Here is a 23,869-nt window from a genome sequence, read left to right on the forward strand (position 1 = left end):
GCACTGACACGGGGGTGTCCGCGGAAGGACCGGAGGGGACTGGTCCGCATACAGTCAACGCTCCACGGATGTGGGGTTCTCGAGGGGGAGCGAAGCACGCATGGCCAATTTCTCGAAGTCGAACGTGCCGCAGTTCTCGGTCGACGTCTACCAGAACGAGTACCTGCCCGACGGCGGCCGTGAGGTCAGCGCGATCGTGACGGTCACCGCGACCGGCGGCGGCACGGTCGGCACCGGCGTCTCGGCGCCCCACCTCTACTCACCGGGCCAGGGTCCGGACGCGGCCGTGGCGATCATGGTCGACTGCTCCGGCTCGATGGACTACCCGCCGACCAAGATGCGGGGCGCCCGGGAGGCGACGGCCGCCGCGATCGACGCCGTGCGCGACGGTGTGCACTTCACGGTGATCGACGGCACACACGTCGCCAGGGAGGTCTATCCGGGCGGTGGGCGGCTCGCGGTCGCCGACGCCACCACCCGCGAGCAGGCCAAGCAGGCGCTGCGCCGGCTGAGCGCGGGCGGCGGCACGGCCATCGGCACCTGGCTGCGCCTCGCCGACCGGCTGCTGTCCTCGTCCGAGGTCGCCATCCGGCACGGCATCCTGCTCACCGACGGCCGCAACGAGCACGAGTCGCCGGAGGACCTGAAGGCCGCCCTGGACTCCTGCGCCGGCCGCTTCACCTGCGACGCGCGGGGCGTGGGCACCGACTGGGAGGTCAAGGAGGTCACCGCCATCGCCTCCGCGCTGCTGGGCACCGCCGACATCGTCGCCGACCCGGCCGGCCTCGCCGGCGACTTCACGCAGATGATGGAGACGGCCATGGGCAAGGAGGTCGCGGACGTCGCCCTCAGGCTGTGGACCCCGCTCGGCACGGAGATCAAGTTCGTCAAGCAGGTCGCGCCCACCGTCGCGGAGCTGACCGACCGCCGCACGGAGGCGGGCCCGCGCGCCGGTGACTACCCCACCGGTTCCTGGGGAGACGAGTCGCGTGACTACCACGTGTGTGTCGAGGTGCCCTCCGCCGGCCTGGGCCAGGAGATGCTGGCAGCCCGTGTCTCCCTGGTGATCCCACAGCCCGACGGCAGCGCCCAGAACCTCGGCGCCCAGGGCCTTGTCCGGGCCGTGTGGACCGACGACATGGCGGCCTCGACGTCGATCAACCCACAGGTCGCGCACTACACGGGTCAGGCCGAACTGGCACAAGTCATCCAGCAGGGTCTGGACGCCCGCAAAGCGGGTGATGTCGACGGCGCAACGGCCAAGCTGGGGCGGGCCGTTCAGCTCGCCAGCGCCTCCGGAAACGCGGATACTGCGAAGCTGCTGGCGAAGGTGGTGGACGTCGTCGACGCCGCGGCAGGTACTGTGCGACTGAAGGCGAAGGTCGAAGAGGCCGACGAGATGACACTCGAGACACGGTCCACAAAGACTGTTCGTGTAAAGAAGTAACCGAACAAACGTTGCTCAGAGGAGAGGGGGAAGCGCCGACATGCCGACCTGCCCGAACGGACACCAGTCGGGTTCCGACGACTGGTGCGAGGTCTGCGGTCACCGCATGGCCGGTGCCGTGCCCCCGCCCCCGCCGCCACCCCCGGCGCCCGGTTACGGCTATCCGCCGCCGGGTTCCGCCACCGGTGCGCCCGGCAGCCGCTCGCACCTGTCCGCCGTGCCGGACGCCGAGCAGGAGCTGTGCCCGCAGTGCCGCACCCCGCGTGAGGGGGGCGCTCCGTTCTGCGAGGAGTGCCGGTGGAACTTCCTGACGAACACGGCGACCTCGTACACCCCGGCCGCCCCGCGCCCGCCGGCGCCCGGACCGGGCCAGGGATACGGAGCGGGCCCCGGAGGCGCGGCCCCCGGCCAGCGGTTCCCGTCTCCGCCGCCCGGCCCGTCCTACGGCGGTGGCGGCGACGGCTACGAATACCAGGGCTCCCGCCCGTCGCAGATGAACCGCCCCGCCGAACCGATCCCGCCCTTCGGCAACGACCCCTCACGCCCGGTCCCCCCGCCGCCGGGACCCACCCCCGGCGGTCCTGGTAATCCTGGTGGCCCTAGTGGCCCTGGTGGTACGTCCGCCGGCGGGCCACAGGGTTACCCGCCCGGCGGACACGGCGGACCCGGCGGATCGCAGGGGTACCCGTCCTCCGGACTCCCTCCCACCTCCGGCGGGCCCCAGGGCTACCAGCCGCCAGGAGGCCCTGGAGGGCCCGGTGGCGCGCCGCAGGCGTTCCAGCCGTCCGGTCCCCCGCCCGCGTTCCCGCAGGAGACGGGCCGGCGCGGTGGCTCGCAGCCAGGCGGCGGCTTCGGCGGCGGTGACGACGACTGGGTGATCTCCCCGCCGTCCGGCGGTCCGAGCGGACCGCCTCCCCCGCAGCAGGGCGGCGGCTACGGGTACCCGCAGCCCGGCATGGCGCAGGCCCCGCCCGCGCCCGGCGGCGGCTACGGCCAGCAGCAGCCGCTGACCTGGTCCGCGACGATCGGCCCGGACCGCGAGTACTTCATGGCGATGATGCAGCGCTCCGGCCCCGAAGCCGCGGGCCTGAACCTGCCCGCGTACTCGCCGGAGCAGCAGCGCCGGCTCACCGGCAACCAGATCACGATCGGCCGCCGCCGTCACTCCACGGGCGAGTCCCCGGACATCGACCTGGCGGTGCCACCGGAGGACCCGGGCGTCTCGCACCAGCACGCGGTACTGGTCCAGCAGCCCGACGGCAGCTGGGCGATCGTCGACCAGAACTCGACGAACGGTACGACGGTCAACAACTCCGAGGAACCCATCCAGCCCTTCGTCCCCGTACCGCTGCAGGACGGCGACCGGGTGCACGTGGGCGCGTGGACGACGATCACGATCCGCCGGGGCTAGGGCGGGGACCGGCCGGGAACAGGGCCAGGGACAAGGCCGGGAACAGTACTGTCAAACAGACAGGGGCCAGGAGTACGGACCCGTGGGTTCGTCGAGCCAGGCCCACTCCCGGTCGCCGCTGACGGTGATCCCGTACCGCTCCCGCACCGGTCGGTCCTCGCGCTCCCACAGCGCGTAGGCCTCCTGCGGGTCCAGGCTGCCCCGGGTGAGCGTCAGCAGGAACCGGAACAGCTCGTGCTCGCGTGCCCGGGCCGGGAGTGCGGCCAGGTGCGGGACGGCGGGTTCCGGCCGGCTCGTCCCCCGCAACGGCACGAAGTAGGCGGACGTGTGCAGGAAGCGGCCCTCGGCGTGCTCGGCGTCCAGGACCGTGAGGGCGGCCAGGCCGGTGGCGAACGGCGTCAGGATGCGGGCGCCGGGACGGCACTGGGCGAGCCACGCGCGCGGGACCGAGGTGAGCGTGCAGGTCGCGATGATCCGGTCGAAGGGGCCCCGCTCGGGCACTCCCCGGGCACCGTCGCCGGTGACGACGACCGGGCGGTGTCCGGCGGCGGCCAGATGCCGGCGGGCCGACTCGGTGATCTCCGGGTCCAGATCCACCGTCGTGACCAGCGCGTCACCGAGGCGGTGCGCGAGCAGCGCCGCGTTGTACCCCGTACCGGCACCGATCTCCAGGACGTTGTGCCCGTCCTCGACCTCCAGTGCGGCGAGCATCATGGCCATGAGCGAGGGCTGACTGCTGGAGGAGACCAGCTCACCGTCGCGCACCCGGGTCGCGAGCGGAGCGTCCGTGTAGGCGCCGCGCAGCCAGCGCTCACGCGTGCGCGCGTCGGGGCTCCCGCCCCACAGCCGCTGCCGGCCGGACACGGCACCGGCGTAGTAGTACGGCACGAACAGATGCCGTGGCACCGCCTCGAACGCCTCCCGCCAGACCGGATCACCGTCCCAGGCCCCGCTCGCCTCGATCACCCGCAGGAGTTCGGCCCGCGCCGAGGCGGCGAGGTCGTCGTCCCTGCCCTCGTGGACAGCGTGCGCGCTCATACGTCCACTGTCCTGCGCCCGGCGCCGGGACGCGAGCGCCGATACCGGCCGAGACGGAAGCGGACGGTCAGTGCGGCCCCGGGCGGGGGGTCCTAGGGCTTCAGTCCTCGGCCGGTCCGTCTGAGACCATGGGTGATGTGCTGCACCTACCGGGGGACAACCCCCGGACCCCCGGCCGCAAGAGCCTGGGGCCGACCAGAGCGACATTGTGAGGCCGAACCGACGTGAACGAGATTCCGCGCGGCACGCTTCAGGAGCAGACCTTCTACGAGCAGGTCGGCGGCGAGGAGACCTTCCGGCGCCTCGTGCACCGGTTCTACGAGGGTGTCGCCGAGGACCCGCTGCTGCGGCCCATGTATCCGGAGGAGGACCTGGGCCCCGCCGAGGAGCGCTTCACGCTGTTCCTGATCCAGTACTGGGGCGGCCCCACGACGTACAGCGAGAACCGCGGCCACCCCCGGCTGCGGATGCGCCACGCCCCCTTCGCCGTCGACCGGGCCGCGCACGACGCGTGGCTGAAGCACATGCGCGTCGCCGTCGAGGAGCTCGGCCTCTCCGAGGAGCACGAGCGGACGCTGTGGAACTACCTGACGTACGCGGCGGCCTCGATGGTCAACACGGAGAGCTGAGCGGTTCTCAGCGGACGCTGACGTCCAGCGCCCCGAGTCCCGTCCTGCGCACGGCGATCGAGCCGTACGGGGTGCGCAGCCGCAGCCAGGGCCCTGACGAGACCAGCGCGAGCGGCGCCTCACCGGACGCCCGGGCGCCCTGTGCCGGCCGCAGGAAGCCCAGGGACTGCGCCGCGTGCACGGCCCGTACGGGCAGGTGGGTGTCCCCCACCGTCCGGGTCCAGATCTCCCGCCCGATCCGGTCGAGTTCGGCGCGGGTACGCAGCTCGGGCGCCAACTCCTGCGTACGGGAACGGAATTCGGCGACCGCTGCGGCGACCATGGCGCGCAGCGCCTCCGGTTCGGGCAGGCCGGCCTCCGGTCGCCAGCCGCCGCGCGGGGGCAGCACCCCGGCCCAGGGCGGACCGGTCACCGCGCCGGGGACGGTGAGCGTGGCTGCCGACTCGTCCACCGCCTCCAGGAGCTCGCCGGCCGACACGGTGACGTCGAGGGCGACGTCCAGCCCGTTCTCGTACGGCTTGGCGAGCCGGGCCGCGCGAATCGCGAGGACCTCGAAGGACGGGGGTCGCCCGAACACGGCGACGGCGGTGCCCGCCGCCTGGAGACGCACCGCCGCCCCACGGTCGTAGTGGAGCAGCCGGGCGAGGAAGGCGGCGAGGTCGGCCGCCTCCCCCTCGTCGGCGAGGTGCAGAGCCGTCATGCGGCGACGGCCCCGCCCTCGTCGTCCGCGTTCTCGTCCTCAGCCGCGTCCATGTACTCCTCCAGGAACTCCCGTTCCTCGGAGGTGATGCGGCGCGGGCTCTGTGTCGCGAAGTCGAACGGCACGACGACCGTCGAGGCCTGGACGTACACCTGGTCCGCGTCCTTGACCTCGTAGGTGAGCGTGAAGGACGCCGCTCTTATGCGCGTGACCCACAACTCGATGTCCACGGGCGCGTGCCGGTGGACCAACTGCCTTTTGTAGTCGATCTCATGGCGCGCCACCACGGACCCCTGCTGGAAATCCTTGTCCGGGCGGAACAGGAAGTCGATACGGGCTTCCTCCAGGTAGCGGAGGAAGACCACGTTGTTGACGTGGCCGTACGCGTCCATGTCCGCCCAGCGCAGCGGGCAGCGGTAGATGTGCCGCAAGATCGATCAGCCCCGGGTCAGCTTCTTGTAGGTGGCGCGGTGCGGACGAGTAGCGTCCGCCCCCAGCCGCTCGACCTTGTTCTTCTCGTACGACTCGAAGTTGCCCTCGAACCAGTACCACTTCGACTCGCCCTCGTACGCGAGGATGTGCGTCGCGACCCGGTCCAGGAACCAGCGGTCGTGGGAGATGACCACGGCCGCACCGGGGAACTCGAGCAGCGCGTTCTCGAGCGAGGACAGGGTCTCCACGTCGAGGTCGTTGGTGGGCTCGTCGAGGAGAAGCAGGTTGCCGCCCTCCTTGAGGGTCAGCGCCAGGTTCAGGCGGTTGCGCTCACCACCGGAGAGGACGCCTGCCGGCTTCTGCTGGTCCGGCCCCTTGAAACCGAAGGCGGACACATAGGCACGCGACGGCATCTCGACCTGACCGACGTTGATGTAGTCGAGCTCGTCGGAGACGACGGCCCACAGCGTCTTCTTGGGGTCGATGTTGGCGCGGCTCTGGTCGACGTAACTGATCTTGACGGTGTCGCCGACCTTGATCGCACCGGAGTCAGGGGTCTCAAGGCCCTGGATCATCTTGAACAGTGTGGTCTTGCCCGCGCCGTTCGGGCCGATGACGCCCACGATGCCGTTGCGCGGCAGGGTGAAGGACAGGTCGTCGATGAGGACCTTGTCACCGAAGGCCTTGGAGAGGTTGTTGACCTCGACGACGATGGAGCCCAGACGCGGGCCCGGCGGGATCTGGATCTCCTCGAAGTCCAGTTTCCGCATCTTGTCGGCCTCGGCTGCCATCTCCTCGTAACGGGCGAGGCGCGCCTTGGACTTGGTCTGCCGGCCCTTGGCGTTGGACCGGACCCACTCCAGCTCTTCCTTGAGGCGCTTCTGCCGCTTCTCGTCCTTGCGGCCCTCGACCTTGAGACGGGTGGACTTCTTCTCGAGGTACGTGGAGTAGTTGCCCTCGTAGGGAATCGCGCGGCCGCGGTCCAGCTCGAGGATCCACTCGGCGACGTTGTTCAGGAAGTACCTGTCGTGAGTGACGGCGACGACGGCGCCCGCGTACTTCGAGAGGTGCTGCTCCAGCCAGTTCACCGACTCGGCGTCGAGGTGGTTGGTGGGCTCGTCGAGGAGAAGCAGGTCCGGAGCCTCGATCAGCAGCTTGCAGAGTGCGACGCGGCGCTTCTCACCACCGGAGAGGTTGACGACCGGCCAGTCGCCGGGCGGGCAGCCCAGCGCGTCCATGGCCTGCTCCAGCTGCCCGTCGAGATCCCAGGCGTTGGCGTGGTCCAGGTCTTCCTGGAGCTTGCCCATCTCGTCGAGGAGCGCGTCGGAGTAGTCGGTCGCCATCAGCTCGGCGACCTCGTTGAAGCGGTTGAGCTTGCCCATGATCTCGGCTGCGCCGTCCTGGACGTTCTCCAGGACCGTCTTGGACTCGTCGAGCTTCGGCTCCTGCATGAGGATGCCGACGGTGTATCCGGGCGACAGGAAGGCGTCGCCGTTTGACGGCTGCTCAAGGCCCGCCATGATCTTGAGAACGGTGGACTTACCGGCACCGTTCGGGCCGACCACACCGATCTTCGCGCCGGGCAGGAAGCTCAGCGTCACGTCGTCAAGGATGACCTTGTCGCCGTGCGCCTTGCGCGTCTTGCGCATGGTGTAAATGTACTCAGCCAAGAGAAACCGTCCGGCAGCTTGAAATCTGGCAGTGGTGGGATACACCCCATCTTGCCTGACCGCCACCCCTGGGGGGAAACCCGTATGGCGGAGGGGCCGTGACCAGGGGCGCAGCGGGCGGGCGCGCGCTCGGTACCCGTCGTTGTTGGTCGTTGTTGGCCGTCGCTGGCCGCCCTCGGACGGCCCGTAGACGGCCCGAGAGATGGGCTCCGACCTGCTGCGATACGGTGCCCGGCGAACATTCACGGCCGATGGCCGCGAGGGTCTCGGCGGCGGGTCCCCCCCGGGAGGAGAGAGATTCACCTCAGGCAGGCCAGCACCGAAGCGCAATGCTCTCCACATGCTTTCCGACTGTGCGTAGGCCGTACGGGGGGCGTCCGTGGGGGTTCAGGGCACGTGGGGCTGGGTGCGCGTATGGCGGTGAACGGTGGCGCCTGACAACGCACCTAGGCAAAGACACAGGACAACGAGCGGTCGCCCGCCGCAGCGCGAACAGACGTAGCAAAAGCCTATATCCGTAGCAAGAGGGCGAAGAAGCCAGCACTTCCCCACTAGTGACGTCAGGCCGTCGCGTGGACACAACAGGAATCCCAGGTGACACACCAACCCTGAATCTAGAAGTACAACCAGATGAGCTCGCCAGCTCAGGCGTTCCAGCCGACGACAGCTTCTCAAGTAGTCGATGCTGGGCACGTTGCGGCACCGACGGGCAAGTGGAAGGTCAAGGTTACATTCTTCGGACGGTCGGGCGAAGATATTCCACTGAGGCAGGGGGACTTAAATTTCGGTTACGTGCACATCCAAGACGGGCACCCCATCAACGACACCTCCCTGTACGGGTACATCGACAAGACGCTAGACTCCGGCAACTACGGAAGCCCCTCAGGCGGCAAGGTGACCGTCAGGTACAACACCGGGTCTGGGACGTTCCGGGTAGTCTTTTCGGAACGAGAGGACAGTCAATCCGGGGACGGTCGCCCGGTAGGCATCATCACAGCCTTCATGGAGTGATCCTCGAAAGGGGGGCGGAAGTTTGGCAGATCAAGAGCCTCGCGGTGGACTGTCACCGCACGAGTGGCTCGCCAGATTCCAGGATTACGCAGAAGAAAAACTTCGCAACCAACTTGCCTCCGAAGAGGACGCCGGCTCTCTTCGTGACCTAGTCCTTGCTCACCGCGAGGACGGCGTTTGGGCGATTGTCACATTCGTGATGGAATCGGTCCCCTCAGTCACGTTCATCCGTAGCCAACGGGTAATGCCGGACTTGAGTTCGGAATGGGACCCAGATTTTGCGGCCATATTGTTCGAAACTCACTTGATCGAGTGGTTTCACGTGGACGCTAAACGTAGAGCTCCAGATTCCAGCGGAACGGTCAGAAACTAGTTTTTCCTGGAATTCAGCAATACAGTAGCCGCGCGAGAGCGCCGCCCACCTATACAAGGTGCGCGGCGCTCTTACGTTCGTCTAATTCATTGGCCAGAGGCTGACCAATGCCGACGGCAAGACCGTCCGCGTCAAGAGCGACCGCTACGGCGTCGGACTCCGTTACCGCGCCCGCTACGTCGGCCCCGACGGAACAGAGCAGTCCAAGAGCTTCCCTGACCGTCAGAAGACGCTCGCAGAGAAGTGGTTGAACCGAATCAAGGCAGACATGGACTCGGGCCACTTCATCGACCCGAAGGCCGGACAGATCACGTTTCGGGAGTACGCCGCGAAATGGTTGGGCGGACTGACAACGGACGTGGTCAGTCAGGAAGTCGTGCGCCGACGTATCCGGTTGCATGCGGTCCCCTACCTGGGTACGCGTCCCATGGGTTCGTTCCAGCCCGAGCACATGCGCACCTGGTTGAACAAGCTCAAGGAAGCGGTGCCGAACCCGAATTACCGTCGCGGGATCTACGACTCGGTGTCGTCGCTGTTCAACGCTGCCACTGACGACGGAGTGATCAAAAAGAACCCCTGCCACGCCCAATCGGTCAAGGCTCCGACGGCTGAGCCCCGACTGGTCCAGCCATGGACCGCAGAGCGCGTACTCGCCGTGCGCTCGGGACTACCCGACCGGTACGAGGCCACCGTGGACGCCGGCGGTGGGTGCGGGCTCCGTCAGGGGGAGGTGTTCGGGCTCGCTGAAGAGAACATCAACTTCGCCACGGGGTGGGTGCACGTCCGTCAGCAGGTCAAGCGCGTGGGCGGCTCGTTGGTATTTGCCCCGCCCAAGAGGGGCAAGCTCCGAGATACGCCGCTCAGCCCGGTGGTAGCGGTGGGGCTACGCGACCACATGCGGCAGTTCCCGCCCGTCGAAGTCACGTTGCCGTGGAAGACTCCGGACGGGCCGTTGGTGACACTGAAGCTTGTCTTCACCAGCGCCGTGGGCAAGGCCATCTGGCGAAGCTACTTCGACGACCACGTATGGAAGCCCGCACTGTCGCACGCTGGCGTCATCCCGCCCAAGGAACCCGGCAAGCGTTACGCTTCCGCGCCGAGAGATGGCATGCACGCGCTACGGCACTTCTACGCGTCGGTGCTCCTGGACGCCGGCGAAAACATCAAGGCGTTGAGCATCTACCTCGGACACTCCGACCCCGGCTTCACTCTGCGGATCTACACGCACTTGATGCCGAGCAGCGAGGAGCGGACACGAGCAGCAGTGTCAGCCGTGTTCGGGCCCATCCACCCGATGGATCTCGCCTCAGCGGCCTGACGGCCCACAGACGGCCCACGGCCCACAAGTGGCCCTTGCCAGGCGGCTCCGCCGCTGGTCAGGGGCCACTTGTGGGCCCCTACTCGCCAGAAATACCCCATCTTGCCGTACCGCCACCCTTGCGGGGAAACGAGTACGTCAGCGGCCCCGGGCGCCTGGCAGGCGGGGCCTGGGCCGCGAGGTCCAGTGGGTCACCGTGCGGTCACACACTGTTGAGTTGTCAAGGTGCGATGTCGCTCACGTTCACTCCCGGGGGCCTGCCCCGTGCGGTTCCTTCTTGCCGACGAGGAGGACCACGCCGCCGCCGATCACCAGCAGGACGATCGCTATGCCCGCGATCATCGGCGTCGCGCTGGAACTGCCGGTCTCGGCCAGGTTGACGCCGTCGGCGGAGGTGTCGCCCGCCAGGGCCGGGCTCGGCTCGCTGAGCGTCTGGACCTCGTCGCCGCCCGCACTGCCCTGGGTCTCGCAGTCGAGGACACCCGCGAACCGCTGCTCGAAGCTGTTCGGACCCAGAATCGTGAAGTCGTACGGCTGGTCCTCCTGCAAGGGGATCGTCACCGTCCGCGACTCCCCGGCTTCGATGGTGTGCTCGAAGCCCATCAGCTCGAAGGTGAACGCCTCGTCGCCCTTGTTGGTGGCCGTGATGTCCACGCCGTCCTGGGCACAGTTCTTCCGCGCCGAGAGTGCGGGGACGGGACCTGTGGCCGCCCAGTTCGCGGTCGCCGTCGCGGAGACCGTGGACTCGCTGGAGCCGGCGAGGATCTGGGTCTGGCTCCTGCTGTCGGAGGTGAAGGCGCGACCGACCGGCACGCTGGTCGAGGCCTGGACGCTCAGCGCGGCCGAACCGTCCGGCGCGTCCTCGGGCACCTCGAAGAACACCTGGCCGCCGTCGACCGCGGACGTGACGGCCTCGCCGTCCTGGTCGACGACCCGCACCCCGCTCGTCGCCGCGTCGGCGGGCGGTATCACGGTGACGCTGTCCGCATCGGTGTGCACCGTGACCGGTCCGAGCCGCTCTCCGGGGTGACCGGAGACCGCGGGCGGGTCGAGGGTCAGTGAGGCGTGGGGTTCCGCGAGGTTCCGCGCGCTCTTCTCCAGGTAGTCCGCGAGCTTCTCGGCCCGCGGGTCCATGGCGTCCACGTCCGCGCCGTCCGAGTAGCGCCAGATGGCCACCTGGGTGCCCGCCGCCGCGTCCTGCTCGGTGAGACCGGCCGCGCCCGCCCGGGCGGCCAGCGTCGCGAGGTCGTTCACCTGCGGATAGGAGTTCTGCAGGATCCAGCGAATCCGGCCCGCGTCCTTGTTGCCGCCCAGGGAGGTGCCGCTCCAGGACGTCTCCTGGTATTTGGCGTCCTTCTGTGTCGGGTTGTGGAGGTCGACGCTGTACGTCTGCAGGGTGCCGCCGTTGTCGACGGACATCTCGAACAGGCCCGCGGACAGCTGCTGGTCCCCGTCGTCCCCGTGGACGACGGCCGCGCCGTACGTCTTCAGCCCGCCTATGGTGGCGGTCGCCCCGCCCTGCTGCTGCGGGGTCGCGTCCGCGACGGCCGGACCCGCGGTGAGCAGTGTGCCGGTGACGGCGAGGCCGGACACCATCGTCGCGGCGGCGAGCCGGGCCGCCGGCGCTCGCCGGCGCCCGGACAGCGCGGAGAACGAAGAAAACACAGAATTCCCCTTCGAGCAGGACTCGTTGACGTGGGGGGTGCGGTCCCACCAGCAGCGTCAGAAGCCCCGTGAGCTATGCCCGGCATCCTAGGGACGTGGCGTACCGCACTTCCCAGTCCTGTCATCGGATAACCGATCCGACTCGGAATCGTTATCGCCAAGATCATCCGTATGCCGGTCAGTCCACCGATATGCCTCAGTTCGGTCGGCACCCGCGCCCACCACTGCCTGAGGTCACGTCACCGCCGCGGGCTCCCGCCTTTGTTGCGCCCCGGTGCCGCCTTCGTCGGCCACCGGTGTCTCCCAACTGGGTTCGGGACGGGGCGGTGCCGACGCCTCGCCCTTGGGTGGGCCGGCGGAGCGCCGGAAGGCCGATGTGCCGCGCGCGAGGTCGTGGCCGATCGCCACGGCGTCGATCTCCGCCGACGTCCGGCTCTGCCCGTCGCGCATCTCCGTGCGCACCTTCAACCGGCCCTGCACGATGACCGGTTCGCCCAGCGACAGTGATGCCCCGACGTTCGTCGCGAGCGCTCGATTCGCCCACACCGTGAAGAAGTTGGTGTGTCCGTCCGTCCACGTGTTCTTCTCGCGGTCCCAGTAGCGCGAGGTCACCGCGAGCCGGAACCTCGCCGACGCCCCCGACGCCAGGTCGCGGTACACCGGCTGCGTCGCCACGTTGCCGACCGCGCACACCATCGTCTCGTTCACGCGAACCACCCCTCCCGGTCCCGGCGCACTCGCGCCGGGCGGATACCCGTACGGGCCCATCCCGTACGGCTGCCTCCGACACGGTGACCGCGAGAACGTGCCGGTCACCGCCGCGCGGCGATCGCGTCCGTCGTGATCGCCGCGAAGCCAGAATGCATCCGTCGGTCCGAGCCCGCTGAGCCCTGTGGACTACCGGCCGGTTGTGGAAAACTCCGTCACCCGTCCGAGGTACCCATGTCTCCTCCCCACCTCACTCCTCCGGGATCCAGGGCCCCTGTGACCTGCCGGTTCCCTCACTTCTCCGGCCGAACACGCGCCACACACACGCACACACAGCCACGAACCCGCTGATGCCCGACCTCGGTTCCCCCGGCCTCATCCCACCACCGCCCGAGCCCCCGTGACCCGCCCGTACTGCTCCCGCACCTCGCGGTACCGCAGCAGTTCCGCCGCCACCGGATCCAGTACCCGGGCCCGGCCGCAGCCTGCCGCCGCTTCCCGCAGCCGGCGTTCCGCCTCCAGGCCGTATCGGCGGGCCGGCCCGCGCGCCGCCAGTCGGCAGCTCCACTCCACGCCCGGACCTCCGACGATGCCCACCGACATCAGCAGCACCGGCACGCCCAGGTTCGGCGCCATGACGCCGACGATCTGGGCCACCAGCCACAGCCCACCGACGATCTGAAGGACCGTCATGGACGCCTGCGCCAGTACGGCGACCGGCCACCAGCCCGGCCTGGGCGGCCGTCCCGAGGGCGTCCCGGCGCGTGTCGCCAGCTGGTCCAGCGCCTCGGGCAGGCCCTGTGCCCCGCGTACGGCCGCCTCACGCACCGCCAGTGCCCACGGCGCGGGCAGTCCGGCCGACGCCCGCTCCGCGACCGTACGCACCGCCTGTTCGACCCGCTGGCGGGCCGTGGCCTCCTCGTCCGGTTGCTCGCTCACGGCGAACCGGCCGGTGGAGGATTCGCGCCGGTCCTGGCACCACCGCCACAGCCGCAGCCACGGGGTGCCGCAGGCGCGGTTGGCATTGCGCAGCCAGACACGTTCGGCGGCCTGGCCGGCGGCGGTGGCGCCCACCGCGTCGGCGAGCCGGTCGGAGAACTCGTCCCGGGCCCGTTCACTCAGCCCGGCGCGCCGTCCGGTGGCGTAGACGGGCCGCAGCTGCCACGCGGCGGCGTCGAGGTCGGCCGAGATCCGGCGTGCCGCTGCCCCGCGCTCGCCAACGAACTGCCCGAGCGCCTCGCGCAGTTCGCCGATACCGTCCCCGGTGAGCGCGGACAGCGCCAGTACGGTGGCGCCCGGTTCGCCGTACTCCCCCAGGGCGATGCCGTCCTCGTCGAGCAGTCGCCGCAGGTCGTCGAGGACCTGGTCGGCGGCCTCCCCGGGGAGACGGTCCACCTGGTTGAGGACGACGAACATGACCTCGGCGTGTCCGGCCATGGGCCGCAGATAGCGCTCGTGGAGGACGGCGTCCGCGTACTTCTCGGGATCGACGACCCAGATGACCGCGTCGACCAGTGCCAGGACGCGGTCCACCTGTTCGCGGTGCTGGACGGCCGCCGAATCGTGGTCGGGCAGGTCGACCAGGACAAGGCCGCGCAGTTGCGCCTCGGCCTCCGCGCTCTGCAGGGGGCGCCGGCGCAGCCGTCCCGGAATGCCGAGCCGGTCGATGAGGGTCCCCGCGCCGTCGCTCCAGCTGCACGCGATGGGCATGGCGGTGGTCGGCCGACGTACCCCGGTCTCCGAAATGGCCACTCCGGCGAGGGCGTTGAACAGCTGGGACTTGCCGCTGCCGGTGGCGCCCGCGATGGCGACGACGGTGTGCTGCCCGGAGAGCGTGCGCCGGGCCGCCGCCTCGTCGAGGACCCGGCCGGCCTCGGCCAGCGTTCTGCTGTCCAGCCGGGTACGGGACAGCCCCACGAGCTCGCGGAGCGCGTCGAGCCGCGAGCGCAGCGGCCCGTCGTACGCCAGGGGCATCACGGGCTGGGAGACGCTGCTGGAGACCCGGGGCTCGACGACCGTCTCGCGCGCGGGAGGGTCCGTCTCGGACACACGTCGCGCGATCAGTCCGTCGTCCCAGGCGCCGGAGTACTCGGATTCCGGGCGGGGGCCGGTACGGGGGTCGTCGGTACGGGGGTCGTCGGTACGGGGGTCGTCGGTACGGATGCCCTTGGGGACGCCCTTGTGGTCGGCAGGGACACCGGACTCGGCACCGCCCGCCACACGCGCGTGGCCGTCTCCGCTTCCGTTTCCGTCTGCACCGCCATCGGTATCGGTATCGGTATCGGCGGAAGAGGCTTTCCCGGGGGCGTCGCTTTCGGGCGCCTCGCCCGCGGTGTGCTGCTCCTCGCTCTCCTTCTGCTCTGCCCTCCGCTCCTTTTTCTGCTTTTTCTGCTCCTCGGCTGTGTCGCTGCCGGAAAGACCCTCCCGTGGAGGCGGGTTTTCGGCCGAGGCGTCGTGGTGGTCGTGGTCAGTGACGTCGGTCACCGCGGTCACCTCTCCTTCTGCAGTACGGACAGCGCGGCGATGAGTTCGGCCTGGGGCTCCGGATGGACGTCGAGGGCGTCGAGCGGGGCTAGGCGGCGCTCGCGTTCGGTGTGCATGACCCGGTCCAGGTGATCGGCGAGCAGCCGCCCGCCGCGGTCACGCAGTCGCAGGGCGCCATGGGCGCTGATGCGTTCGGCGAGCCCCTCGCCCGCGGACCGGGCACGCCTGCCGCCCAGCAGCGCGGTGGCGACGAGCGCGGCGACCGCCTCGACGTCCGTGGCGGCGCTCCGGTCGAGGTTCCGCAGCTCCTCCTCGGCGTACTCCTCCAGCTCGCGCCGCCACCGCCGTACGGCCACCCCGATGCGGTGCTCGACGCTCTCCTGGGACGGGTCGCGGCCCGTCAGTTCCGGGGCGTCCGCGGCGGGTTCGCGGCGCCAGGCGTCGTCGACGCGTTCGTCGGCGGCGGTGACGGAGCAGAGCAGGAGGGCGCAGAGGCTCTCCACGAGGGCGTCGAGGAGTTCGCTCGCGGAGCAGTCGAGCGGGAAGGCACGCCACCGCTTCAGCGCGTCCCCGGCGAGGACGGCACCGGCCTGCAACCGCCCCCGTACGCGCGCGTGCTCGCTGTCGTAGGCCCCGTCGACGGCCGCGGTGAGCCGTAGGGCGGCCGAGTACTGCGCGGCCGCGGCGCCGGCCAGCTCGGGCATGCGGGACTTGAGGGAGTCGAGGACGCCGTACGCCGTACGGGCCATGGCCCGTTGGCGGCTGGCCGGGTCTTGCGCCTGCTGGGTGAGCCAGGCGCGCAGCGGGGCCACCGCGGTGGCCGGAAGAAGCCCACCGCCCCAGGCGGACTCGGGCAGTTCGGGCACGGTGAAGCGCGGTACGTCGCCGAGTCCGGCCTTGGTGAGGAGGGCGCCGTACCGCCGGGACACCTCGGACACCACCTGGTGGGGCACCCGGTCGAGGACGGTGACGAGGGAGACCTGATAGTCCTTGGCGGTGCGCAGGAGATGCCAGGGGACGGCGTCGGCGTACCGTGCCGCCGTGGTGACCATGATCCAGATGTCGGCGGCGCAGATCAGTTCGGCCGCGAGGACACGGTTGTCGGCGACGAGGGAGTCGACGTCGGGGGCGTCGAGAAGGGCGAGTCCGCGCGGCAGACTCTCGGCGGTCTCGATGCGCAGGACCCGCGCCCCGTCCTCACCGGGGAGCAGCAGATCGTCGCCGGGGTCCTGCCCCGGCTCCTGGTGGGGCACCCACACGCGCGTGAGGTCGGGCAGTACGCGCATCCCGCTGAACCAGTGATGGTCCTCGGGATGGCAGACCAGTACCGGAGTCCGGGTCGTGGGCCGCAGTACGCCGGCCTCGCTGACCCGGCGTCCCACAAGGGAGTTGACGAGGGTCGACTTGCCGGCCCCGGTGGACCCGCCCACAACGGCGAGCAAGGGCGCTTCAGGTTCCCTCAGGCGGGGCACCAAGTAGTCGTCGAGTTGCGCGAGCAGTTCGTCGCGGTTGGCACGCGCGCGTGGAGCCCCAGGCAGGGGCAGCGGGAAGCGTGCGGCGGCGACACGGTCGCGCAGGGCGGAGAGTGCGTCGAGCAGCTGAGGCCGTACGTCCAAGGTCACCACATGTGAAGAATGCCCAATTTTGGGGGAATTCTGAAGCATATGGGCACGCCTGCGCGCCGACGGAACACAAGGGACGGAAGGGATGACTGGGACGTAGGCACAGTCCAGGCATAACGAGTGCACAACACCCGATGCGCGAGAAGGCAAAAGCGGTGCACGATTCGTACCTGCCTGCGATTATCAGGACCGCTTCACTGAACCTCCACATTGAGCCACGGAGGCGAAGCAACCAGGACAAGGACCCGAGAGCCCTATCCTTGTCCCCGGCAACATCAGGGACCAGCCCACACCCGGGCCCACCCTGACCGAGGCCACCACACCCGGCCCCCGTAGCTCAGTGGATAGAGCAGGCGCCTTCTAAGCGCTTGGCCGCAGGTTCGAGTCCTGCCGGGGGCGCAAGTCTCAGCTCTCCTTCGGGAGGGCCTTTTTGCTGGTCAGAACAGGTTTCACTCGTACGCCACAGCCCCGGACACTCCCCCGACGATCAAGGGGCAGGTTCCGGGGCTGTCCGGCTGTCACCGGGATTTCGCGGGTGGCCGTTGGCTGATCAAGCAGGGACCCAGCCAGCCACTGTGGAGGGGCGTTGTTCGCAGGGCAGGGGCCGGAGTCGTCTGGACAGCCGTCCAGCGTTCCTCGGCTCGCGAAGAGCCATTCCACTCCGAGACCGCGGCTCAGCAGCCCCGACTCCTTGGACCCGTCCGGCCGGATCAGGCACGACGAGGTGTCGGCGCCCAGCGTCACCGCGGTGGCCGGGTGTCCATGAGGCGCGGTGTCACCAGGCCAGGGCGTCGCCCATGTCCGACTGCCAGTACGAGACGCTGATCGAGCTGTCGACGTACACGCCCTTCGCGGGGAGCGAGGGGCGGGCGGCGCTCGGGCTCTTGACGTTGAAGTAGACGTCCAGGGTCTTGGCCGTGTAGCCGGCGAAGCCGCTGCCGTCCGCCGCGAAGAGGAGGACGCTCGCGTAGCCCGACTCACCGGGGGCCAGTGTGACCACGGCCTGCGGCTTGGATTCCTCGACGGCCGGCGGGACGGACTGCGCCGCACCGAACCGCAGGGCCGGGTAGTCGACGAGGACACAGTCCTTCGAGCCGGTGTTGGTGACGGTGAGCAGGAGATGGTTCAAGGGGCGGGTGACCTTCGTGGCGGTCGTCCTGGTGGAGGCGGGCGTGCAGGGGGCGAAGGCGGACTGGGAGCCGGAGTCGGAGGCGGAGCCGGAGTCTGATCCGGAGGCGGGCTGGGAGTCGTTCGAGCCCGTCGAGCCTGTGGAGCCCGTGAAGACTGTGGAGCCCGTCGTCCCGCTTGAGCCGGTGCCGCCCGTGCTTCCGGTACCGCCCGTCGAGTCCTTGGCGCCGGCCTGTCCGGCCTCCGTCGAAGTTCCACCGGTCGTCGTGGGCGAGGAGTCGGACGCGGCGGACAAGGACACCGTCGCGGCTCCCTCGTCCTGAGTGCCCTCCGCGCTGCTGCACGCCGTCAGAGTCAGAGTGACCGCGGTGAGTGCGGCGGCGGCGAGCAGGCGGGTGCGGGCGGTACGTGCGGACATGTGATTCCCCTGAGGCGATTGATGCGATGGAGTCGAGGCGATACGGCTCTGTCCCGCAGGCCACTTGACCGGGTGCCGGAAGCGGCGTGCTTGGATGGCCAGAGCTTGTTCCGTGATCCGTCCCAGCCGCCACACACGCCGGGACATCTGGAACGCTGGAACGCTCACACCCCCCTGACCTGGGGGAACGACCGTCGCCTGGAACGGCGGTCCGGGACGCGGAGAGAGGGAGGAACGGTGACGGGGGATGAGTTCCCGGAGCTGCTGGGCCGGTTGAAGGAGCGGTCCGGGCTCAGTTACGGAGTGCTCGGGAAGCGGCTGCACATGAGTGCGTCCACGCTTCACCGGTACGTCAACGGGGACGCCGTACCTACGGATTACGCACCCCTGGAACGGTTCGCCCGCGTGTGCAGGGCGACGCCCGAGGAACTGGTGGAGCTTCATCGCCGGTGGATTCTCGCGGACGCCATGCGAGGGCAGCAGCAGAAGGCGGGCGGGCCTCCGGTGGTGGTGGAGGAGGCCGCTGCTGCTGTAGTTGTGGCTGCCGAGGCTGACACGGCCGTCCCGCCCGTCCTGCCAGCCACGACCGCCACGCCCGCCACGCCCGCCACGCCCGTCCCGCCCGCCGCCGACGAAGCCGGGGTGGTGACCGGGGCGGTGGGGGCTTCCTCGGCTCGGCGTCGGCGTACCGTCGTCCTCGCCGGGGCCGCTGTGGTCGGCGCTGTCGCCGCCGCCGCGCTCGTGGTGAGTCTCGTACCCGGCAAGGGGGATGACGACCGGAGTGGTGAGCGGTCCGTGGGGGTCGCGGGCTCCGGGGCGCTCGGCCGGAGCCCGGTCGCCTCCGCGCCGGCCGGTGCGAAGGGCGGATCGGCCACACCGTCCGCCTCGCGCGATGGCCGTCCCACGGCCTCCCCCTCACCCTCGCCGTCCGCCTCCCCGATCGTCTCCGCCTCCCGGACCGGTGGGGTCGGGGCGGCGCCTGGCGACGGTTCCGCGGACGGGGCGGGTGCGCCCAACGTGGCGGTCAACCCGTACAAGTGGGAGGACCCGTGCGGTCCCCACTTCCTGATCGACCAGGAGCCCGGGCAGGTGCCACCGCCGCCGACCGAGCCGGACGCCCGTGGGTGGGTCAGCGCGCTCGGCGGGATCACCGGCGGGCGGCAGATGCTCGCCCTCACCGTGCAGGGCACCGGGAAGGCGACGGTCGTCCTGGAGGCGCTGCATGTGCGGGTGGTGGAGAAGAGCGCGCCGCTCGCCTGGAACGACTACGAGATGGGGGTCGGGTGCGGTGGCGGCGTGGAGACGACGTCGTTCGGGGTGGATCTCGATGCCGGGCGGCCCTCGGTCTCGCCCAGGGCGGGGCAGCGGGACTTCCCGTACAAGGTGAGCGAGTCCGATCCCGAGGTTTTCTATGTCTTCGCCGACGCCCGGGCCCACAACGTGAGTTGGTATCTGGAGCTGACCTGGTCCAGCGGAGACGAGCAGGGTGTCGTACGCGTCGACGACAAGGGCAACCCGTTCCGGACCAGCGGGAACGTGGGACGGCCCGCGTACAACTATCCCCTCGGTTCCTCCGAGTGGGGACGGGACCCGTACGAGCCCGACATTCTCGGCTGAGCATTCCTGCATTCCTGGCGAATTGAACAGTGGGGGCGGAGGACATGGCGGCCCGTGGGACCGGTCGCACCGAGGATGAGCTGCTTCCCGGCGAGGGAGTCTCCAGGCACGTGGGCCGGTAGCGGACAGTTGTCCGCTACCGGTTGACGTCGCGGGCGGCTGTCCGGTCGGTGACGTCCGTGTCGGGCTCCTCAGCCCATGTACTCCGTCGCCGCGTCGAGCAGCCAGTCCGTCAGATAGCCGGCGAAGGAGGAGCGGACCAGTACCCAGAAGCCGGCCCTGGGCTCGTCCCGGGCGACCAGGACGACCTGGGTGCGGCCCAGGGTCGTCTGGGCGCAGCGGCCGGGGCCGAAGGCGCGCGGATGCAGGTCCAGGGCGCAGCCGTGGGCCAGCAGGTCGCGGGCGCGGGGGCCGGTGACGAGGAGCGTGGTGCGCTGGGCGGAGACGTCGGTGACGGAGACCGGCTCGTCTCCGGCGGCCTCTCTGATACGGCTCTCCAGGTCCCGTTCGCTGCCGGGCGGGCCCACGAGCAGCCACTCGTCCGGGCCCAGCCACAGGGCGACCGACCTCCCCGCGCGTACGACGGTGTTGGGGGCGAGAGGCAGGGGGAGGTCCAGCGCGAGGCCGATGGCGTCCGCCGCCGCTCCCTTGGAGTCGAGGCGTACGTCGAGCTGGGTCAGGAAGGGGAGTTCGGCCAGCCGGATCGCGCCCCCGGAGGTGCGGGTGGCAGCGGCCAGGCGGCCGGCCTCGTGCGCCAGCGGAGACACCGGCGACAGGGCGGACACGGGGGACGGGGAGGGCAAGGAGGTCGGGGCGCCGTGCGGCCGGGCGGCGCTCAGGGTGGTGGTGTCAGCCATCTCGGCGGGCTCCCTCGGGGTCGTAGAGGACGGGGCTCGCGACGGTCACCGGGACCAGACGGTCGCCCACGGGTGCGTACAGCCGTTCGCCGACGCGTTCCCGGCCGCCCTTGATCAGGGCGAGCGCGAAGGTCCGGCCCAGGGCGGCGCTGCGGTAGCTTGAGGTGACATGGCCGAGCATCGGGACCGGCGGCGCGGGCAGCACGCTGTCGGCGACCAGTTGGGTGCCCTCGGGGAGGAAGGTGCCGGGGTCGTCCGGGAGCAGACCGACCAGGTGCTTGCGGTCGGGGCGGACGGCGTCGGCGCGGGCGTACGACCGCTTGCCGATGAAGTCGGGCTTCTTCTTGGACACCACCCAGCTCATGCCGAGGTCCTGCGGGGTGACGGTGCCGTCGGTGTCCTGGCCGATGATCGGGTAGCCCTTCTCGGCGCGCAGGACGTGCATGGTCTCCGTGCCGTAGGGCGTGATGCCGTACGGGGCGCCGGCCTCGTACAGCGCCTCCCAGAGGGCGCGGGCCTCCCACGGTGACACGTTGATCTCGTAGGCCAGTTCGCCGGAGAAGCTGATCCGGCACACCCGCGCGTCGATGCCCGCGACGGGCGTCTCGCGCCAGGCCATGAAGGGGAAGTCCGCGTTGGCCACGGCCAGTTGGGGGGCGAGGGAGCCCAGTACGTCCCGGGAGCGCGGGCCGACGAGAGCCACCGTGGCCCATTGTTCGGTGACGGAGGTGCAGTGGACGCGCAGGTCCGGCCACTCGGTCTGGGACCACTCCTCCATCCAGTCCAGTACGGCGGCGGCGTTGCCCGTCGTCGTGGTGACCAGGAAGCGGTCCGGGGCGAGGCGGATGACGGTTCCGTCGTCGAAGACCATGCCGTCGGGGCGGCACATCACGCCGTAGCGGATCATACCGACCTTCAGGGTGCTCATCATGTTGGTGTAGAGCAGGTCGAGGAAGACGCCCGCGTCCGGGCCCTGTACGTCGATCTTGCCGAGGGTGGAGGCGTCCATGAAGGCCACGCTGTCGCGGGCGGCGGCGCACTCGCGCAGGACGGCCGTCTCCATGTCCTCGCCGGGCAGCGGGTAGTACCAGGGGCGCTTCCACTGGCCGACGTTCTCGAACAGCGCGCCCTGCTCGACATGCCAGGCGTGCAGGGCGGTCGTCCGGATGGGGTCGTGCAGCGCGCCCCGGTCGCGGCCCGCGAGGGTGGCGAAGGAGACGGGGGTGTACGGCGGGCGGAACGTGGTCGTACCGAGCGCCGAGATGTCGACGCCGAGGAGGGCGGCGACGATGCCGCCGGCCAGGAGGCCGGACGTCTTGCCCTGGTCGTTGGCGGTGCCCGCCGTCGTGTAGCGCTTGGTGTGCTCGACCGAGCGCATGCCGGCGCCGGTGGCTCGGGCCAGGTCGTCCACGCTGACGTCACGCTGGAGGTCGACGAAGGAGCGGGTGTCGGAGGCGTCGGGGATGGCGTACACGTGCATGGGCGGCGTGTGCGGTCGGGCGGCCGGGTCGGGGACGGGGAGGCGGGGCGCCTCGGGTGCGTAGCCCTCCGCCGCGAGTGCGCGGGAGGCCGCGCCCACGCCCTGCGCGAGAACCGACGGCAGGTCCATGGCACCGGCCGCGCTGCCCGCGACCTCGACGGCCTGCCGGCAGGTGTCGGGGACGAACGCGCCGAGCGCGTCGTCGTAGCGGAGCTTGCCGCCCGCCTGGCTGAACAGCTGCGCCACCGGGTTCCAGCCGCCGGAGACGAGGAGGAGGTCGGCGGCGAACTCCCGCTGGCCCGCGGTTCGTCCGGCCTCTGTGGGCTCTCCTTCGTACAGGGCGACCGTAACGGCTGTCAGGCGCGGGTCGCCTTCCGAGGTGCCCTCCACGGTGCCCTCCGTGCCGACGACGGCGTGTCCGGCCAGCACCTCGATACCGGCCGCCCTCGCGCGCTCCGCCCACTCCCCCGGGTAGGGGCGGGTGTCGACGATCGCCGTGACGTCCACACCCGCCGCGGTGAGGTCCAGTGCCGCCGCGTACGCGCTGTCGTTCGTGGTGAACACGACCGCCCTGCGGCCGGGCAGGACGCCGTGGCGGTTGACGTACGTACGCGCCGAGGCGGCCAGCATCACTCCGGGGCGGTCGTTGTCCGCGAAGGCCAGGGAGCGTTCGTGGGCGCCGGTGGCGAGGACGACGCGGCGGGCCCGGATACGCCAGACGCGTTCGCGGGAGACGTTCTCGGGGGCGGCTGCGCCCAGGTGGTTGGTGCGGCGTTCGACGGCGAGGAGGTGGTTGTCGTCGTAGTAGCCGAAGACCGTGGTGCGGGGCAGGACCCGTACGTCGGGGGCCGCGTCCAGGTGTGCGGAGGTCGCTTCCACCCAGTCGAGGTGTTCGGCCGTGCCCAGGAGGCTGCCGCCCGGCTCCGGGCGGTCGTCGGCGAGGATGACCCGGGCGCCGGTGCGGGCGGCTGCGGCGGCGGCTGCGAGGCCTGCGGGGCCCGCGCCGACGATCAGCAGGTCGCAGTGGGCGTGAACGGCGTCGTAGCGGGCGGGGTCGGGGGTGGTGGCCAGGCGGCCCTGCCCGGGGAGGCCGGTCGCCGCGAGGCCGTCGTACAGCTCCACGGTGGTGGCGGGGAGCATCGGTTCGGGGAACGGGGCCTCGATCTGGATGACGGCGTTGGGTTCCTCGGGGCCGGCGGAGAAGATGCCTCGGGGGCGGCCGAGTCTGATGCTGGTGCCTGTGTGGATGATGCCGTTGGCGAGGAGGGCCGAGGCGAGGGTGTCGCCCTCGTAGCCCTGGTATTCGGTGCCGTCGAAGGTGAACGCCAGGGGGGCGTCGCGGTTGACCCGGCCTCGAGTGGGGTGTCTGAACGGCTGGGATTCCTCCCCCGCCCCACCCCTTCCCGAATGTTCTGGGGGCTCCGCCCCCAGGCCCCCGGTCGGCCCTGAAGGGGCCTCGTCCTCAAGCGCCGGAGGGGCTGAAGATGCCGTCCGGGGCTCACCAGTTGCCGAAGGAGTGACCCGAGGGGAAGTAACAGCCGAGACCGGATTCGGAGTTGCCGCTCGCCTCGTCTCCTCGATCGCCGGGGGCTCCTCGCCCGCCCGGTACACCGCCAGGATCTCGTTCGTCCCCGTGTCCCGTACCGCGTTGAACCAGCGACGGCAGCCCGCCCCGTGGTTCCAGCGCTCGGCGAAGGGGCCCTTGGGGTTGTCGCGGAAGAACAGGTACCGGGCCCACTCCTCGTCGGTGAGGGCCGACGGGTTCTGCGGGTACGGCACATGTGCCTGGCCGCCGTAGTGGAACTCGGCCTCGTCGCGGGGCCCGCACCACGGGCAGGGGATGAGCAGCATGTCGTTCGGC

The 23,869-nt window shown here is 70.4% G+C and carries 17 protein-coding genes and 1 tRNA gene; 7 read left to right on the forward strand and 11 right to left on the reverse strand.

Annotated elements, in window-relative coordinates; all coding sequences use genetic code 11:
- Positions 1-100 precede the first annotated feature (100 nt).
- Positions 101-1,447 carry a vWA domain-containing protein gene (locus tag IEY89_RS20995; RefSeq protein ID WP_189148985.1) on the forward strand — a complete coding sequence of 449 codons (1,347 nt, stop codon included), beginning with the start codon at positions 101-103 and terminating at the stop codon, positions 1,445-1,447.
- A gap of 40 nt (positions 1,448-1,487) precedes the next feature.
- Positions 1,488-2,858, forward strand: a complete 1,371-nt coding sequence (locus tag IEY89_RS21000) for an FHA domain-containing protein (protein ID WP_189148986.1) — start codon at positions 1,488-1,490, stop codon at positions 2,856-2,858.
- Between the two features lie 51 nt (positions 2,859-2,909).
- On the opposite strand, the gene IEY89_RS21005 is transcribed toward IEY89_RS21000, so the two are convergent.
- Positions 2,910-3,896 carry a methyltransferase domain-containing protein gene (locus IEY89_RS21005; protein WP_189148987.1) on the reverse strand — a complete coding sequence of 329 codons (987 nt, stop codon included), beginning with the start codon at positions 3,894-3,896 and terminating at the stop codon, positions 2,910-2,912.
- Positions 3,897-4,120: 224 nt separating this feature from the next.
- Here IEY89_RS21005 and IEY89_RS21010 point away from each other — a divergent pair, with 224 nt between their 5' ends.
- The gene (locus tag IEY89_RS21010; RefSeq protein ID WP_189148988.1) at positions 4,121-4,525 is read left to right on the forward strand and encodes a globin; all 405 of its coding nucleotides are present in this window, start codon (positions 4,121-4,123) and stop codon (positions 4,523-4,525) included.
- A gap of 7 nt (positions 4,526-4,532) precedes the next feature.
- On the opposite strand, the gene IEY89_RS21015 is transcribed toward IEY89_RS21010, so the two are convergent.
- Genes IEY89_RS21015 through ettA form a run of 3 tightly spaced genes read right to left on the reverse strand, consistent with a single transcriptional unit; the run spans position 4,533 to position 7,327 of the window.
- Positions 4,533-5,225, reverse strand: a complete 693-nt coding sequence (locus IEY89_RS21015) for a DUF8185 domain-containing protein (protein WP_189148989.1) — start codon at positions 5,223-5,225, stop codon at positions 4,533-4,535.
- The gene (locus tag IEY89_RS21020) at positions 5,222-5,656 is read right to left on the reverse strand and encodes an acyl-CoA thioesterase (protein WP_189148990.1); all 435 of its coding nucleotides are present in this window, start codon (positions 5,654-5,656) and stop codon (positions 5,222-5,224) included. The genes IEY89_RS21015 and IEY89_RS21020 overlap by 4 nt, the downstream gene beginning before the upstream one ends.
- A 6-nt stretch (positions 5,657-5,662) precedes the next feature.
- Positions 5,663-7,327, reverse strand: coding sequence for an energy-dependent translational throttle protein EttA (ettA, locus tag IEY89_RS21025; protein WP_189148991.1), 1,665 nt, complete (start codon positions 7,325-7,327; stop codon positions 5,663-5,665).
- Between the two features lie 630 nt (positions 7,328-7,957).
- Here ettA and IEY89_RS21030 point away from each other — a divergent pair.
- Both IEY89_RS21030 and IEY89_RS21035 read left to right on the forward strand, forming a co-directional pair.
- Positions 7,958-8,338, forward strand: coding sequence for a hypothetical protein (locus IEY89_RS21030; protein WP_189148992.1), 381 nt, complete (start codon positions 7,958-7,960; stop codon positions 8,336-8,338).
- A 620-nt stretch (positions 8,339-8,958) separates the two neighbouring features.
- Entirely contained in the window at positions 8,959-10,029 is a 1,071-nt protein-coding gene (locus IEY89_RS21035) for a tyrosine-type recombinase/integrase (RefSeq protein WP_308437454.1), read from the forward strand.
- A 243-nt stretch (positions 10,030-10,272) separates the two neighbouring features.
- Here IEY89_RS21035 and IEY89_RS21040 read toward each other — a convergent pair whose 3' ends face one another.
- The 4 genes from IEY89_RS21040 to IEY89_RS21055 all read right to left on the reverse strand — a co-directional run bounded on the left by IEY89_RS21040 (position 10,273) and on the right by IEY89_RS21055 (position 16,511).
- A complete protein-coding gene (locus IEY89_RS21040) occupies positions 10,273-11,694 on the reverse strand; it encodes a TQXA domain-containing protein (RefSeq protein ID WP_229695336.1) in 1,422 nt (473 codons plus the stop codon).
- Positions 11,695-11,928: 234 nt separating this feature from the next.
- Complete coding sequence (locus IEY89_RS21045; protein WP_189148993.1) at positions 11,929-12,402, reverse strand: single-stranded DNA-binding protein; 474 nt, start codon at positions 12,400-12,402, stop codon at positions 11,929-11,931.
- 375 nt (positions 12,403-12,777) lie between these two features.
- A complete protein-coding gene (locus IEY89_RS21050) occupies positions 12,778-14,886 on the reverse strand; it encodes a YfjP family GTPase (RefSeq protein WP_189148994.1) in 2,109 nt (702 codons plus the stop codon).
- Positions 14,887-14,891: 5 nt separating this feature from the next.
- Positions 14,892-16,511, reverse strand: coding sequence for a dynamin family protein (locus tag IEY89_RS21055; RefSeq protein ID WP_189148995.1), 1,620 nt, complete (start codon positions 16,509-16,511; stop codon positions 14,892-14,894).
- A gap of 323 nt (positions 16,512-16,834) precedes the next feature.
- Between IEY89_RS21055 and IEY89_RS21060 the strand changes: the two genes are divergently transcribed.
- A tRNA-Arg gene (locus IEY89_RS21060) sits at positions 16,835-16,907 on the forward strand.
- A 376-nt stretch (positions 16,908-17,283) separates the two neighbouring features.
- Here the strand turns inward: IEY89_RS21060 and IEY89_RS21065 are convergent.
- Positions 17,284-18,054, reverse strand: a complete 771-nt coding sequence (locus tag IEY89_RS21065) for a DUF4232 domain-containing protein (RefSeq protein ID WP_189148996.1) — start codon at positions 18,052-18,054, stop codon at positions 17,284-17,286.
- Positions 18,055-18,291: 237 nt separating this feature from the next.
- Here IEY89_RS21065 and IEY89_RS21070 point away from each other — a divergent pair, with 237 nt between their 5' ends.
- Positions 18,292-19,671 carry a helix-turn-helix domain-containing protein gene (locus IEY89_RS21070; RefSeq protein ID WP_229695337.1) on the forward strand — a complete coding sequence of 460 codons (1,380 nt, stop codon included), beginning with the start codon at positions 18,292-18,294 and terminating at the stop codon, positions 19,669-19,671.
- Between the two features lie 191 nt (positions 19,672-19,862).
- On the opposite strand, the gene IEY89_RS21075 is transcribed toward IEY89_RS21070, so the two are convergent.
- The gene (locus tag IEY89_RS21075) at positions 19,863-20,528 is read right to left on the reverse strand and encodes a sarcosine oxidase subunit gamma (protein WP_189148998.1); all 666 of its coding nucleotides are present in this window, start codon (positions 20,526-20,528) and stop codon (positions 19,863-19,865) included.
- Entirely contained in the window at positions 20,521-23,859 is a 3,339-nt protein-coding gene (locus IEY89_RS21080; RefSeq protein ID WP_189148999.1) for a sarcosine oxidase subunit delta family protein, read from the reverse strand. Before IEY89_RS21080 ends, IEY89_RS21075 begins: the two co-directional genes overlap by 8 nt.
- Between the last annotated feature and the right edge of the window lie 10 nt (positions 23,860-23,869).

The organism is Streptomyces lacrimifluminis (genome assembly GCF_014646095.1).
GTDB lineage: Bacteria > Actinomycetota > Actinomycetes > Streptomycetales > Streptomycetaceae > Streptomyces > Streptomyces lacrimifluminis.